Source organism: Pseudomonas sp. NPDC008258, from assembly GCF_042956345.1.
GTDB lineage: Bacteria > Pseudomonadota > Gammaproteobacteria > Pseudomonadales > Pseudomonadaceae > Aquipseudomonas.
Genome location: NZ_JBIBGE010000064.1, coordinates 1 through 15,811 on the forward strand (window position 1 = coordinate 1; position 15,811 = coordinate 15,811).

Annotated in this window: 12 protein-coding genes, 1 tRNA gene and 1 pseudogene; all 14 read right to left on the minus strand. The window is 57.9% G+C overall.

The window, feature by feature from the left end:
- Positions 1 to 296, minus strand: a 296-nt coding sequence (locus ACFY9W_RS28555; protein ID WP_232885565.1) for a GTP-binding protein, incomplete at its 3' end; no start/stop codon positions are given.
- A gap of 27 nt (positions 297 to 323) precedes the next feature.
- Complete coding sequence (fusA, locus tag ACFY9W_RS28560) at positions 324 to 2,471, minus strand: elongation factor G (RefSeq protein WP_391138060.1); 2,148 nt, start codon at positions 2,469 to 2,471, stop codon at positions 324 to 326.
- A 30-nt stretch (positions 2,472 to 2,501) separates the two neighbouring features.
- Complete coding sequence (rpsG, locus tag ACFY9W_RS28565; protein WP_003246741.1) at positions 2,502 to 2,972, minus strand: 30S ribosomal protein S7; 471 nt, start codon at positions 2,970 to 2,972, stop codon at positions 2,502 to 2,504.
- Between the two features lie 106 nt (positions 2,973 to 3,078).
- Complete coding sequence (gene rpsL / locus ACFY9W_RS28570) at positions 3,079 to 3,450, minus strand: 30S ribosomal protein S12 (RefSeq protein ID WP_003255492.1); 372 nt, start codon at positions 3,448 to 3,450, stop codon at positions 3,079 to 3,081.
- A 211-nt stretch (positions 3,451 to 3,661) separates the two neighbouring features.
- On the minus strand, positions 3,662 to 7,861 hold the full coding sequence (rpoC, locus tag ACFY9W_RS28575) for a DNA-directed RNA polymerase subunit beta' (RefSeq protein ID WP_391138063.1): 4,200 nt from the start codon (positions 7,859 to 7,861) through the stop codon (positions 3,662 to 3,664).
- 63 nt (positions 7,862 to 7,924) lie between these two features.
- The gene (gene rpoB, locus ACFY9W_RS28580; protein ID WP_391138066.1) at positions 7,925 to 11,998 is read right to left on the minus strand and encodes a DNA-directed RNA polymerase subunit beta; all 4,074 of its coding nucleotides are present in this window, start codon (positions 11,996 to 11,998) and stop codon (positions 7,925 to 7,927) included.
- A 220-nt stretch (positions 11,999 to 12,218) separates the two neighbouring features.
- Positions 12,219 to 12,584: a 50S ribosomal protein L7/L12 gene (rplL, locus tag ACFY9W_RS28585; protein WP_003255496.1), complete on the minus strand. Its 366-nt coding sequence runs from the start codon at positions 12,582 to 12,584 to the stop codon at positions 12,219 to 12,221.
- Between the two features lie 77 nt (positions 12,585 to 12,661).
- Complete coding sequence (gene rplJ / locus ACFY9W_RS28590; protein WP_391138069.1) at positions 12,662 to 13,162, minus strand: 50S ribosomal protein L10; 501 nt, start codon at positions 13,160 to 13,162, stop codon at positions 12,662 to 12,664.
- Between the two features lie 197 nt (positions 13,163 to 13,359).
- The gene (gene rplA, locus ACFY9W_RS28595) at positions 13,360 to 14,055 is read right to left on the minus strand and encodes a 50S ribosomal protein L1 (protein WP_016392127.1); all 696 of its coding nucleotides are present in this window, start codon (positions 14,053 to 14,055) and stop codon (positions 13,360 to 13,362) included.
- A complete protein-coding gene (gene rplK / locus ACFY9W_RS28600; protein WP_003255500.1) occupies positions 14,055 to 14,486 on the minus strand; it encodes a 50S ribosomal protein L11 in 432 nt (143 codons plus the stop codon). Before rplK ends, rplA begins: the two co-directional genes overlap by 1 nt.
- Positions 14,487 to 14,605: 119 nt before the next feature.
- On the minus strand, positions 14,606 to 15,139 hold the full coding sequence (nusG, locus tag ACFY9W_RS28605) for a transcription termination/antitermination protein NusG (RefSeq protein WP_043199430.1): 534 nt from the start codon (positions 15,137 to 15,139) through the stop codon (positions 14,606 to 14,608).
- Positions 15,140 to 15,148: 9 nt separating this feature from the next.
- Positions 15,149 to 15,517 carry a preprotein translocase subunit SecE gene (secE, locus tag ACFY9W_RS28610; protein ID WP_016484648.1) on the minus strand — a complete coding sequence of 123 codons (369 nt, stop codon included), beginning with the start codon at positions 15,515 to 15,517 and terminating at the stop codon, positions 15,149 to 15,151.
- A gap of 44 nt (positions 15,518 to 15,561) precedes the next feature.
- Positions 15,562 to 15,637, minus strand: a tRNA-Trp gene (locus ACFY9W_RS28615).
- Positions 15,638 to 15,691: 54 nt separating this feature from the next.
- Positions 15,692 to 15,811, minus strand: a pseudogene (locus ACFY9W_RS28620) (elongation factor Tu); the annotation flags it as partial.

A 15,811-nucleotide genomic window follows, 5' to 3' on the forward strand; every position in this document is an offset into this window, starting at 1 on the left:
ATCTGGGCAGCACCGGTGATCATGTTCTTCACGTAGTCAGCGTGACCTGGGCAGTCAACGTGAGCGTAGTGACGAATGTTCGAGTTGTACTCGACGTGAGCGGTGTTGATGGTGATACCGCGCGCTTTTTCTTCCGGAGCCGAGTCGATCTTGTCGAACTCAACGACTGCCGAACCGAAAACTTCGGAGCAGACGCGAGTCAGAGCTGCGGTCAGAGTGGTCTTACCGTGGTCAACGTGGCCGATAGTGCCGACGTTAACGTGGGGAAGGGAACGATCAAATTTTTCTTTAGCCACGACAGTGAACCTCTTGCCTAAAGGGGATTAGCCTTGTTTTTTAACGAGTGCTTCGACGATGTTCGACGGAGCTTCGGCGTATTTGGAGAATTCCATGGAGTAGCTTGCGCGACCCTGAGACATGGAACGAACGTCGGTTGCGTAACCGAACATCTCTCCGAGTGGTACCTCAGCAGTGATTACCTTGCCGGACACCGAGTCTTCATTACCCTGGATCATCCCGCGACGACGGCTCAGGTCACCCATCACGTCACCCAGGTAGTCTTCCGGGGTTACAACTTCGACCTTCATGATCGGCTCAAGCACCACGCCACCGCCCTTCTGGGCCAGTTGCTTGGTCGCCATCGAAGCGGCGATCTTGAACGCCATTTCGTTGGAGTCGACGTCGTGGTACGAACCGTCGAACACCGTAGCCTTCAGGCCGAGCAGCGGATAGCCGGCAACAACGCCGTTTTTCATCTGCTCTTCGATGCCCTTCTGGATCGGGGCGATGAATTCCTTAGGAATCACACCACCAACGACTTCGTTGGTGAACACCAGACCTTCGGTGATGTTGCCCTTCTCGTCTACGTCCGGCTCCGAGAAACGGATCCAGCAGTGACCGAACTGACCACGACCACCCGACTGACGAACGAACTTGCCTTCGATCTCGACGTTGGACTTGGTGATCTTCTCGCGGTACGAAACCTGCGGCTTGCCGACGTTGCACTCGACGTTGAACTCGCGCTTCATGCGGTCAACGAGGATGTCCAGGTGCAGCTCACCCATACCGGAGATGATGGTCTGGCCGGTTTCTTCGTCGGTCTTGACGCGGAACGACGGGTCTTCCTGGGCCAGCTTGCCCAGTGCGATACCCATCTTCTCCTGGTCAGCCTTGGTTTTCGGCTCTACGGAGAGCGAAATTACCGGCTCAGGGAAGTCCATACGCTCAAGGATGATCGGCTTGTCGAGGTTGCACAGGGTGTCACCAGTGGTGACGTCCTTCATGCCGATCAGAGCAGCGATGTCGCCTGCACGTACTTCCTTGATTTCTTCACGCTGGTTGGCGTGCATCTGCACCATACGACCAACGCGCTCTTTCTTGCCCTTGACCGAGTTGATGACGGAGTCACCGGAGGTCAGGAAGCCCGAGTAGACGCGAACGAAGGTCAGGGTACCCACGAACGGGTCGGTGGCGATCTTGAACGCCAGGGCCGAGAACGGCTCGTTGTCGTCAGCAGGACGCTCGTCGTATTGCTCTGGCTTGACTTCGTCCTTCGGCACGTCGATCAGGTCAGGGTGGATACCCTTGATCGCCGGGATTTCGGTCGGAGCAGGCAGGAAGTCGATAACGGCGTCGAGAACCAGGGGAACGCCCTTGTTCTTGAACGAGGAACCGCAGACAGCAGGAACGATCTCGCTCGCCAGGGTACGGGCGCGCAGACCAGCCTTGATGTCTTCGACGGACAGGTCACCTTCTTCAAGGTACTTGTTCATCAGCTCTTCGTTGGCCTCGGCAGCAGCCTCGACCATGTTGCTGCGCCATTCGTTGGCCAGGTCCACCAGCTCGGCAGGAATCTCTTCCTCGCGGTAGGTGGTGCCTTTGTCGTCGTCGTTCCAGTAGATGGCTTTCATCTTGATCAGGTCGACCTGACCCTGGAAGTCGTCTTCTGCACCGATAGCCAGCTGGACCGGAACCGGGGTGTGACCCAGGCGGTTCTTGATCTGGCCGACAACGCGCAGGAAGTTTGCACCGGCACGGTCCATCTTGTTCACGTAGACAACACGTGGAACGCCGTACTTGTTGGCCTGACGCCATACGGTTTCGGACTGCGGCTCAACGCCGGAGGTACCGCAGAACACAACGACCGCGCCGTCGAGTACACGCAGCGAACGCTCTACTTCAATGGTGAAGTCAACGTGGCCGGGGGTATCGATGACGTTTACGCGGTAGTTGTCGTACTGACCACGGGAACCTTTCCAGAAGGTGGTAACGGCAGCGGAGGTAATGGTGATACCGCGCTCCTGCTCCTGCACCATCCAGTCGGTGGTCGCGGCGCCGTCATGCACCTCGCCCATCTTGTGGCTCAGACCTGTGTAGAACAGGATCCGCTCGGTAGTGGTAGTCTTGCCCGCGTCAACGTGAGCACAGATACCGATGTTACGGTAGCGGTTAATTGCTGTAGTACGAGCCATAAAGCCCTCGCAAAATGATTGATGCTTGAATTAGAAGCGGTAGTGCGAGAACGCTTTGTTGGCTTCAGCCATACGGTGAACGTCTTCACGCTTCTTGACTGCAGCACCCTTGCCCTCGGCAGCATCCAGCAGTTCGCCGGCCAGGCGCAGAGCCATCGACTTCTCGCCGCGCTTGCGGGCGTAGTCTACGAGCCAGCGCATTGCCAGAGCGTTACGACGGGATGGACGAACTTCAACCGGAACCTGGTAAGTAGCACCGCCGACACGACGGGACTTAACTTCGACCAGCGGAGCGATGGCGTCGAGAGCTTTCTCGAAGATTTCCAGGGGGTCGCTGTTCTTGCGTGCTTTGACAGTATCCAGGGCACCGTAAACGATGCGCTCGGCTACGGCCTTCTTGCCGCTTTCCATCACGTGGTTCATGAACTTGGCGAGGATCTGGGATCCGTACTTCGGATCGTCAAGGATCTCACGTTTTGCTGCTACACGACGTCTTGGCATGATAAGCCCTCAAACGGTCTTCAGGTTAGCCCGGGACGTGGGTCTTCGACCCCTGCCCGACCTTACTCTTATCGACTCAATAAAATGGATGTCTGCAAACGGCCGATTACTTCGGACGCTTGGTACCGTATTTCGAACGACCCTGGTTACGGCCTTTAACGCCCGAAGTATCCAGAGAGCCGCGAACGGTGTGGTAACGAACACCTGGCAAGTCTTTTACACGGCCGCCACGGATCAGGACGACGCTGTGCTCTTGCAGGTTGTGGCCTTCACCACCGATGTACGAGGAAACCTCGAAACCGTTGGTCAGACGCACACGGCATACTTTACGCAGTGCCGAGTTAGGTTTTTTCGGCGTGGTGGTGTACACACGGGTGCACACGCCACGACGCTGCGGGCAGTTCTGCAGCGCAGGAACGTCGGACTTCTCGACCGAACGCTTACGCGGCTGACGTACCAGCTGGTTGATAGTTGCCATCTACTAGCTCCACTGATTGTCTTGCGACTCTATTGTCTTGCAAGAAAGCCAAAAATTGGCGAGACGGAGCCTCACCAAATTTAAGGGTACAAAAGTCTAAAGAGGATCTTGCACCCAGTCAAGACGAGGCCCCGGCCCTCCTCGCCCGATCATCGGCAACATTTCATGTCGCCGATGGCCGATCGAGGCTTGCCGGGGCCCTGCCCTGAACTTAGTTACCGCTGGAATTCAGCGCTTCGGTCAGTGCTGCTTCCACTTCACTGGCGCTTACACGCAGCGGTTTGTCGGCTTCACGGCGACGCTTGCGCTCGCTGTGGTAGGCCAGACCGGTACCGGCCGGGATCAGACGACCCACGACCACGTTCTCTTTCAGGCCGCGCAGGTAGTCACGCTTGCCGGTTACCGCCGCTTCGGTCAGTACGCGGGTAGTTTCCTGGAAGGAAGCCGCGGAGATGAACGATTCGGTCGACAGCGACGCCTTGGTGATACCCAACAGCACGCGGGTGAACTTGGAGATGAACTTGTCCTCGGCGGCGAGACGCTCGTTCTCTACCAGTACCTGGGTCAGTTCCATCTGATCGCCCTTGATGAAGCTGGAATCGCCCGACTCGGAGATCTCGACCTTGCGCAGCATCTGACGCAGGATGGTCTCGATGTGCTTGTCGTTGATCTTCACGCCTTGCAGACGGTAAACGTCCTGGATCTCGTTGACGATGTACTTCGCCAGCGCGCTCACACCCAGCAGACGCAGGATGTCGTGCGGATCGCTCGGGCCGTCGGAAATAACTTCACCACGGTTTACCTGCTCACCTTCGAAGACGTTCAGGTGGCGCCACTTCGGAATCAGCTCTTCGTACGGATCGCTACCGTCGGTCGGAGTGATCACCAGGCGACGCTTGCCCTTGGTCTCTTTACCGAATGCGATGGTGCCGCTGACTTCAGCCAGAATCGAGGCTTCTTTCGGACGACGCGCTTCGAACAGGTCGGCAACGCGTGGCAGACCACCGGTGATGTCACGGGTTTTCGACGTTTCTTGCGGGATACGCGCAATAACGTCACCAACACCGATCTGGGCACCGTCAGCCACACCAACGAGGGCGTTGGCCGGCAGGAAGTACTGGGCAGGTACGTCGGTACCTGGCAGGTACAGATCCTTGCCAGCGGCATCGACCATCTTGATTGCCGGACGGATTTCCTTGCCTGCGGCAGGGCGATCCTTGACGTCCAGTACTTCAATGTTGGTCAAGCCGGTCAGTTCATCGGTCTGACGCTTGATGGTGATGTTTTCTTCCATGCCCACGAAGGTCACGGTACCTTTCAGCTCGGTAACGATCGGGTGGGTGTGCGGGTCCCACTTGGCGACGATGGCGCCAGCTTCGACCTTCTCACCTTCCTTGACCGAAATCACCGCACCGTAAGGCAGCTTGTAGCGCTCACGCTCACGGCCGAATTCGTCGGCAATGGCCAACTCACCCGAACGCGATACGGCAACCAGGTTACCGTCGGCACGCTCAACCTGCTTCAGGTTGTGCAGACGCACCATACCGCCGTTCTTCACCTGGACGCTGTCGGCGGCCGAAGTACGGCTTGCAGCACCACCGATGTGGAACGTACGCATGGTCAGCTGGGTACCCGGCTCACCGATCGACTGTGCAGCGATAACGCCGACAGCTTCACCGATGTTCACCTGGTGACCGCGAGCCAGGTCACGACCGTAGCACTTGGCGCAGATGCCGTAGCGGGTTTCGCAGTTGATCGGCGAACGCACGATCACTTCGTCGATGCTGTTCAGCTCGATGAACTCGACCCACTGTTCGTCGACCAGGGTACCGGCCGGAACGATGACGTCCTCGGTGCCCGGCTTGAACACGTCACGGGCGATGACACGGCCCAGTACACGCTCACCCAGCGGCTCTACAACGTCGCCGCCTTCGATGTGCGGGGTCATCAGCAGGCCCTGGTCGGTGCCGCAGTCGATCTCGGTAACTACCAGATCCTGGGCAACGTCTACCAGACGGCGAGTCAGGTAACCCGAGTTCGCAGTCTTCAAGGCGGTATCCGCCAGACCCTTACGAGCACCGTGAGTCGAGATGAAGTACTGGAGTACGCTCAGACCTTCACGGAAGTTCGCGGTGATCGGCGTCTCGATGATGGAGCCGTCCGGCTTGGCCATCAGGCCACGCATACCGGCCAGCTGACGGATCTGGGCTGCGGAACCACGCGCACCCGAGTCAGCCATCATGTACATCGAGTTGAAGGACTCTTGCTCGACTTCCTTGCCCTCGCGGTCGATGACCTTCTCTTTCGAGAGGTTGGCCATCATCGCCTTGGACACTTCGTCGTTCGCCTTCGACCACAAGTCGATGACCTTGTTGTACTTCTCGCCCTGGGTTACCAGGCCGGAGGCGTACTGGCTCTCGATTTCCTTCACTTCGTCGGTAGCGTTACCGATGATGCGGGCTTTCTCGTCCGGGATAACGAAGTCGTTAACACCGATGGAAACACCGGAAATGGTCGAGTAGGCGAAACCGGTGTACATCAACTGGTCAGCGAAGATAACGGTCTCTTTCAGACCAACCACGCGGTAGCACTGGTTGATCAGCTTGGAGATCGCCTTTTTCTTCATTGGCTGGTTGACCACATCGTACGGCAGGCCTGCCGGTACAACCTGGAACAGCAGCGCACGGCCGACGGTGGTGTCGACGATACGGGTGTTCTTGACCACCGAACCATCACGCTCTTTCACGGTTTCGTTGATACGAACCTTGATTTTCGCGTGCAGGGCAGCTTCGCCGGCGCGGAATACGCGGTCGACTTCCTGCAGGTCGGCGAACACGCGACCTTCGCCCTTGGCGTTGATGGCTTCACGGGTCATGTAGTACAGACCCAGTACAACGTCCTGCGACGGAACGATGATTGGCTCACCGTTGGCTGGCGACAGGATGTTGTTGGTCGACATCATCAGCGCGCGCGCTTCGAGCTGGGCTTCCAGCGTCAGCGGCACGTGAACGGCCATCTGGTCACCGTCGAAGTCGGCGTTGTACGCGGCGCAGACCAGCGGGTGCAGCTGGATAGCCTTACCTTCGATCAGAACCGGTTCAAAGGCCTGGATACCCAGACGGTGCAGGGTTGGCGCACGGTTGAGCAGTACGGGGTGTTCGCGGATCACTTCGGCGAGAACGTCCCACACCTCTGGCAGCTCGCGCTCGACCATCTTCTTGGCAGCCTTGATGGTGGTCGCCAGACCACGCATTTCCAGCTTGCCGAAAATGAACGGCTTGAACAGCTCAAGGGCCATTTTCTTCGGCAGACCGCACTGGTGCAGACGCAGGGTCGGGCCTACGGTAATTACCGAACGGCCGGAGTAGTCAACACGCTTACCGAGCAAGTTCTGACGGAAGCGACCTTGCTTACCTTTGATCATGTCGGCCAGGGACTTCAGCGGACGCTTGTTCGAGCCAGTGATGGCGCGACCGCGACGGCCGTTGTCCAGCAGGGCGTCGACCGCTTCCTGCAGCATGCGCTTTTCGTTGCGCACGATGATGTCCGGCGCCGACAGATCCAGCAGGCGCTTCAGACGGTTGTTACGGTTGATCACCCGACGATACAGGTCGTTCAGGTCGGAGGTCGCGAAGCGGCCGCCATCCAGCGGAACCAACGGACGCAGGTCCGGCGGCAGCACTGGCAGGACGGTCAGGACCATCCACTCAGGCAGGTTGCCCGAGCCCTGGAAAGCTTCCATCAGCTTCAGGCGCTTGGACAGCTTCTTGATCTTGGTTTCCGAGTTGGTCTGCGGAATCTCTTCGCGCAGGCGGCCGATCTCGTGCTCCAGGTCGATAGCGTGCAGCAGTTCACGGACAGCCTCGGCACCCATGCGGGCGTCGAAGTCGTCACCGAACTCTTCCAGCGCTTCGAAGTACTGCTCGTCGTTCAGCAGCTGGCCCTTCTCGAGGGTGGTCATGCCCGGGTCGATAACGACATAGCTCTCGAAGTAGAGCACGCGCTCGATATCACGCAGGGTCATGTCCATCAGCAGGCCGATACGGGACGGCAGCGACTTCAGGAACCAGATGTGGGCAACCGGCGAGGCCAGTTCGATGTGCGCCATGCGCTCACGGCGAACCTTGGCCAGGGCAACTTCAACGCCGCACTTCTCGCAGATTACGCCGCGGTGCTTGAGGCGCTTGTACTTGCCGCACAGGCACTCGTAGTCCTTGACTGGGCCAAAGATCTTGGCGCAGAACAGGCCGTCACGCTCAGGCTTGAACGTACGGTAGTTGATGGTTTCCGGCTTCTTGACTTCACCGAACGACCACGAACGGATCATTTCAGGCGACGCCAGACCGATGCGGATGGCGTCGAACTCTTCGACTTGACCCTGGTTTTTCAGCAAATTCAGTAGGTCTTTCAAGGCCTTTCCTCCTGGCGGAGCAGGGAGTGGGCATTACCTGCCCACTCCCCTTCGCGTCACGTGTTATTCGGTTTCCAGATCGATGTCGATACCGAGCGAACGGATCTCTTTGATCAACACGTTGAAGGACTCGGGCATGCCCGGCTCCATACGGTGATCGCCATCCACGATGTTCTTGTACATCTTGGTACGGCCGTTCACGTCGTCCGACTTCACTGTGAGCATTTCTTGCAGGGTGTATGCCGCGCCGTATGCTTCCAGCGCCCACACTTCCATCTCCCCGAAACGCTGACCACCGAACTGCGCCTTACCACCCAGCGGCTGCTGGGTAACCAGGCTGTAGGAACCAGTGGAACGCGCGTGCATCTTGTCGTCCACCAAGTGGTTCAGCTTGAGCATGTACATGTAACCAACGGTCACAGAACGCTCGAACTTGTTGCCGGTACGGCCATCGAACAGCACCATCTGGCCGCTCTCTGGCAGGTCGGCCAGCTTCAGCATGGCCTTGATCTCGCGCTCCTTGGCACCGTCGAAGACCGGAGTAGCCATCGGCACGCCTTTCTTCAGGTTGTGGGCCAGGGCCAGGATCTCTGCGTCGGTGAACTCGTCGAGGTTTTCCTGACGACCGCCGATCTCGTTGTAGACCTCGGTCAGGAACACGCGCAGCTCAGCGGCTTTGCGCTGCTCTTCGAGCATGCGGTCGATCTTCTCGCCCAGACCTTTGGCCGCCAGGCCCAGGTGGGTTTCGAGGATCTGACCAACGTTCATACGCGAAGGTACGCCCAGCGGGTTCAGTACGACGTCGACCGGAGTACCGTTGGCATCGTGCGGCATGTCTTCGACCGGCATGATTACCGAGACGACACCCTTGTTACCGTGACGACCGGCCATCTTGTCACCCGGCTGGATGCGACGGCGGATTGCCAGGTAGACCTTGACGATCTTCAGTACGCCCGGTGCCAGGTCATCGCCCTGCTGCAGCTTGCGCTTCTTGTCTTCGAACTTGTCGTCCAGCAGACGGCGACGGTCGACGATGTACTGTTGAGCTTTTTCCAGCTGCTCGTTCAGTGCATCTTCAGCCATGCGCAGTTTGAACCACTGGCCGTGCTCCAGACCGTCCAGCACTTCGTCAGTGACCACGGTGCCTTTCTTCAGGCCCGCACCACCGTCGACCACCTGGCCGTTCAGGGCAGAACGCAGACGCTCGAAGGTTGCACCTTCGACGATACGGAACTCTTCGTTGAGGTCCTTGCGGATCTCGTCCAGCTGCATCTTCTCGATGGCCAGGGCACGGCTGTCGCGCTCGACGCCATCACGGGTGAAGACCTGTACGTCGATGACGGTACCCTTGGTGCCGGTTGGCACACGCAGGGAAGTGTCCTTAACGTCGCTGGCCTTCTCACCGAAGATTGCGCGCAGCAGTTTTTCTTCCGGAGTCAGCTGGGTTTCGCCTTTTGGCGTGACCTTGCCGACCAGGATGTCGCCAGCGCCAACTTCAGCACCCACATAGACGATACCGGCTTCGTCCAGCTTGTTCAGTGCAGCCTCACCCACGTTCGGGATGTCTGCAGTGATTTCCTCTGGGCCAAGCTTGGTGTCACGCGCCACACAGGTCAGTTCCTGGATGTGGATGGTGGTGAAGCGGTCTTCCTGAACCACACGCTCGGACAGGCAGATGGAGTCTTCGAAGTTGAAGCCGTTCCACGCCATGAACGCAATGCGCATGTTCTGGCCCAGTGCCAGCTCACCCATGTCGGTGGACGGGCCGTCAGCCATGATGTCGCTACGCTGAACCTTGTCACCCTTGCTCACCAGCGGACGCTGGTTGATGCAGGTGTTCTGGTTCGAACGGGTGTACTTGGTCAGGTTGTAGATATCTACACCTGCTTCGCCGGTTTCCACTTCGTCGTCGTTAACGCGAACAACGATACGGCTGGCGTCGACCGAATCGATCACACCACCGCGGCGGGCAACCACGCAGACACCGGAGTCACGGGCAACGTTGCGCTCCATGCCGGTACCTACCAGCGGCTTGTCGGCACGCAGGGTTGGTACAGCCTGACGCTGCATGTTCGAACCCATCAATGCACGGTTGGCGTCGTCGTGCTCGAGGAATGGAATCAGCGACGCAGCAACGGATACAACCTGCTTCGGCGAAACGTCCATCAGGGTGACGTCTTCCGGCGCCTTGACGGTGAATTCGTTCAGGTGACGAACAGCTACCAGCTCATCGATCAGCTGCTTCTTCTCGTTCATCGCGGCCGAAGCCTGAGCGATGACGTGATCCGCCTCTTCGATTGCCGACAGGAACACGATGTCGTCGCTGACAACGCCTTCCTTCACTACACGGTACGGGCTTTCCAGGAAGCCGTACTGGTTGGTGCGGGCATAGGCTGCCAGGGAGTTGATCAGACCGATGTTCGGACCTTCAGGGGTCTCGATCGGGCACACACGGCCGTAGTGGGTCGGGTGTACGTCACGGACTTCGAAGCCGGCACGCTCACGGGTCAGACCGCCAGGGCCGAGTGCAGAGACGCGGCGCTTGTGGGTGATCTCGGAGAGCGGGTTGTTCTGGTCCATGAACTGGGACAGCTGGCTGGAACCGAAGAACTCTTTCACCGCCGCCGCAACCGGCTTGGCGTTGATCAGGTCTTGCGGCATCAGGCCTTCGCTTTCCGCCATCGACAGGCGTTCCTTGACCGCGCGCTCTACACGCACCAGGCCAACACGGAACTGGTTCTCGGCCATTTCGCCAACGCAACGTACGCGACGGTTACCCAGGTGGTCGATGTCGTCGACGATGCCTTTGCCGTTACGGATATCGACCAGGGTCTTCAGAACCTCGACGATGTCTTCCTTGCTCAGCACGCCCGAACCTTCGATCTCGGTACGACCGATACGACGGTTGAACTTCATGCGGCCAACAGCGGACAGATCGTAACGCTCGGCACTGAAGAACAGGTTGTTGAACAGGGTCTCGGCAGCATCCTTGGTTGGCGGCTCGCCTGGACGCATCATGCGGTAGATCTCGACCAGGGCTTCCAGCTGGTTGCTGGTGGTGTCGATCTTCAGGGTGTCGGAGATGAACGGACCGCAGTCGATGTCGTTGGTGTACAGGGTCTCGATGCGGACAACCTGTGCCTTGGCGACTTTGATCAGCAGATCGGTGGTCAGCTCGGTGTTGCACTCAGCCAGGATCTCACCGGTAGCCGGGTGCACGATGGCCTTGGCAGTGGTACGGCCCAGGACGTATTCCATTGGAACGTCCAGTTCCTTGACGCCGGCTTTCTCGAGCTGGTTGATGTGGCGCGCGGTGATGCGGCGCCCCTGCTCGACGATGACTTTGCCGGTTTCGTCATGGATATCCATGACCGCAACTTCACCACGCAGACGTTGTGGCACCAGTTCCAGGCTGAGTTTTTCGCCGGAAATGTGGAACACGTTGGTGGTGTAGAAGGTGTTCAGCACTTCTTCAGTGCTGTAACCCAGGGCGCGCAGCAGCACCGAAGCCGGCAGCTTGCGGCGACGGTCGATACGTACGAACACGCAGTCCTTCGGGTCGAACTCGAAGTCCAGCCACGAACCGCGGTAAGGAATGATGCGAGCGGAGTACAGCAGCTTGCCGGAGCTGTGAGTCTTGCCACGGTCGTGGTCGAAGAACACACCAGGCGAACGGTGCAGCTGGGAAACGATCACACGCTCGGTACCGTTGATAACGAAGGTACCGTTCTCAGTCATCAGGGGGATTTCACCCATGTAGACTTCTTGCTCTTTGATGTCCTTGATCGCTTTGTTCGACGATTCCTTGTCGAAGATGATCAGGCGCACCTTGACCCGCAGTGGGACCGCGAAGGTCACGCCACGCAGGACACATTCCTTCACATCGAAGGCGGGTTCGCCCAGGCGATAGCCTACGTACTCCAGGGCAGCATTGCCGGAGTAGCTGATGATCGGGAATACCGATTTGAAGGCCGCGTGCAGGCCGACGTCGCGGAACTGATCCTTGGATGCTCCCGCTTGCAGGAATTCGCGATACGAATCCAGCTGGATGGCCAGGAGGTAAGGCACATCCATGACGTCCGGCAACTTGCTAAAGTCCTTGCGGATACGTTTTTTCTCAGTGTATGAGTAAGCCATCAGCGTTCCCCAGCTTGGTCACCTGCTTGTTTGGCTTCTCCCGGCGGGAGCAGCCAGAAAATCGTGCAAACCCCTTGGTTTGCGCCACCCACATGGGTGTCTTGCAGCTCGTTATCGGGGCCGGCCTGACCGACCACCAATAACGGAAAAAGGCCGGTGGCATAAGCCACCAGCCATCAGCCTTACGCTCAACGCTCAGGCTGGCATCGCAAGGTCGAGATTACTTCAGCTCGACTTTAGCGCCTGCTTCTTCCAGCTTCTTCTTAGCGTCTTCAGCGGCTTCTTTCGAAACGCCTTCAGCTACAACCTGAGGAGCGCCATCGACTTTCTCTTTGGCTTCTTTCAGGCCCAGACCGGTCAGTTCGCGAACGGCTTTGATCACGTTCACTTTCTTGTCGCCGGCTTCAACCAGAACAACGTTGAACTCGGTCTGCTCTTCAACAACGGCAGCAGCAGCAGCTGGGCCAGCAGCGGCAACAGCAGCGGTAACGCCGAAGGTTTCTTCCATTGCTTTGATCAGCTCAACAACTTCCAGAACGGTTTTCTGGCCGATTGCTTCGATGATTTGTTCGTTAGTCAGAGACATGACTTAAATCCTGTATTGGGGTGACAGCCTACGCAGCCATCAAATTAAACGTATGATTTTGAAAGAGTTCGCGTGCCTTAGGCAGCGGTAGCTTCTTTCTGGTCGCGAATGGCTGCCAGAGTACGAGCCAGCTTGCTGGTGGCGCCTTGGATAACGCTCATCAGTCGTGCAATAGCTTCGTCGCGGGTCGGCAGGGAAGCCAACACGTCGATCTGGTTCGCTGCAATGAAATTGCCGTCAAACGCAGCTGCCTTGATCTCGAACTTGTCCTGACCCTTGGCGAACTCTTTGAACAGACGAGCAGCAGCGCCCGGGTGTTCGTTGGAGAAAGCAATCAGGGTCGGGCCTTTGAACGCGTCGTTGAGGATCGAGAATTCGGTGCCTTCAACAGCGCGCTTGAGCAGGGTGTTACGTACGACTCGTACGTATACGCCAGCTTCGCGGGCCTCTTTACGGAGTCCGGTCATTGCGCCTACAGTCACACCACGGGCATCAGCCACGACAGCGGACAGAGCGACTTTGGCAGCCTCGTTGACTTCAGCGACGATGGCCTTCTTGTCTTCGAGTTTAATTGCCACGGGTTTACTCCTGGTTTTTACCGTTTCATCTGGCCGAAGCCTGATGTCGTTTTGGTGTCTGATTCGGTAACGAATCGGGAGCACCATCTGCGTGGGCTGGTGTTTTAAGGCTTGCGCCGCCTACGGTCTTGGATAGCCCCCGCCAGGCAGGGACCCCAATTTTTGCTGGCGGCGCGACTGGTCGCACCGCCAAGTTCTTACACGTTCAGCGAGCTCTGATCGATGACCAGACCTGGGCCCATGGTGGTGCTCAGGGTAACGCGCTTGACGTAGATACCTTTCGAGGAAGCCGGCTTGATACGCTTCAGATCAGCGATCAGGGCCTCAACGTTTTCCTTCAGCTTGCCAGCTTCAAAGCCGACCTTGCCAACGGAGGTGTGGATGATACCGTTTTTGTCGGTACGGTAGCGAACCTGACCAGCCTTGGCGTTTTTCACGGCAGTGGCTACGTCTGGGCTAACGGTACCAACTTTCGGGTTAGGCATCAGGCCACGAGGACCCAGAACCTGACCCAGCTGACCTACAACGCGCATGGCATCAGGCGATGCAATGACGACGTCATAGTTCAGGTCGCCGGCTTTCATTTCGGCAGCCAGATCGTCCATACCTACGCGGTCAGCGCCGGCAGCCAGAGCGGCTTCAGCAGCTGGACCCTGGGTGAAGACAGCAACGCGAACGGTCTTGCCAGTGCCGTGTGGCAGCACGGTAGCGCTACGTACGACCTGGTCGGATTTACGCGGGTCAACACCGAGGTTAACGGCGATGTCGTAGGACTCGACGAACTTGGCAGCAGGCAGCGAGGCCAGCAGAGTTGCCGCTTCTTCGAAGTTGTAGGCCTTGCCTGCTTCGATTTTCTCGGCGATTGCCTTTTGGCGTTTGGTCAGCTTAGCCATTACACACCCTCCACGTTCAGGCCCATGCTGCGGGCAGAGCCAGCGATGGTGCGTACAGCAGCGTCCAGGTCAGCAGCGGTCAGATCAGCCTGTTTTGCCTTGGCGATATCTTCCAGCTGAGCACGGGTAACGGTACCGACTTTAACGGTGTTCGGACGAGCCGAACCACTGGTCAGGCCAGCAGCTTTCTTCAGCAGAACCGAGGCAGGGGTGCTCTTGGTCTCGAAGGTGAAGCTACGGTCGCTGTAGACAGTGATGATCACAGGAGTCGGCAGGCCGGCTTCTTGACCCTGAGTACGGGCGTTGAAGGCCTTGCAGAATTCCATGATGTTCACACCATGTTGACCCAGTGCTGGACCAACGGGTGGGCTTGGGTTGGCCTGGCCGGCCTTAACTTGCAGCTTGATGTAAGCCTGAATCTTCTTAGCCATGAGCTACTCCAAAATCGGGTACGAACGCCTGTTGGCTCCCCGGATGACTTGCGTTTTATCCCAGTGACGACAAAACCCCGCAGCACACAGGGCTGCGGGGTATGGGATGCTTCGTCCGCCTAGACCTTTTCGACCTGGCTGAACTCGAGCTCCACCGGAGTAGAGCGACCGAAAATGAGCACCGCCACCTGGAGGCGACTCTTTTCGTAGTTAACTTCTTCGACACTACCGTTGAAGTCAGCAAACGGACCATCAACGACACGAACCACTTCGCCTGGCTCGAACAGCGTCTTGGGCTTCGGCTTGTCGCTACCATCGGCAACGCGACGCAGGATAGCCTCAGCTTCTTTATCAGTGATCGGCGCGGGCTTATCTGCAGTACCACCAATAAAGCCCATCACTCGAGGAGTGTCCTTGACCAAGTGCCAAGTACCCTCGTTCATCTCCATCTGGACCAATACATAACCAGGGAAGAATTTACGCTCACTCTTGCGCTTCTGGCCGTTGCGCATCTCGACGACTTCCTCGGTCGGAACCAGGATCTCGCCGAAACCGTCTTCCATGCCAGCCAGCTTCACGCGCTCGATCAGGGAGCGCATTACATGCTTCTCGTAACCCGAGTAAGCATGCACAACATACCAACGCTTAGCCACGGGACACCTTTAGCCAACGATCAGGGAGACCGCCCAGCCGAGCAGGGAATCAAGCCCCCACAGCAGCAGTGCCATAACCAGCACGACAGCCACGACAATCAGCGTGGTCTGGGTGGTTTCCTGGCGGGTCGGCCACACGACTTTACGGATTTCGGTACGAGCTTCCTTCGCCAGCGCAAAGAACGACTTGCCCTTCGCAGTCTGCAGAGCTACAAAGCCCGCGACAGCAGCCAGAACAAGAAGTGCAAGAACGCGATACAGAATCGGGGAGGCGGAGTAATACTGATTACCCACAACAGCCACGACCACCAAAGCAACTACAGCCAGCCACTTGAACAGATCAAAACGCGATTCTTGGGCTTCAGTTTTGGGAGTCATCGAGGAGGATCCTGTGAGAAGAAAGCCATCACACCGAAGTGAAATGGCAGGTCAGGAGGGAATCGAACCCCCAACCTACGGTTTTGGAGACCGTCGCTCTGCCAATTGAGCTACTGACCTGTAACGCTGTATCAGGCCGGCCATTATACCGGCCTGATCAAGTAAATCAACTACTTATTCAATAATTTTTGCTACGACACCGGCGCCGACGGTACGACCGCCTTCACGGATAGCGAAGCGCAGACCGTCTTCCATTGCGATGGTCTTGATCAGGGTAACAGTCATCTGAATGTT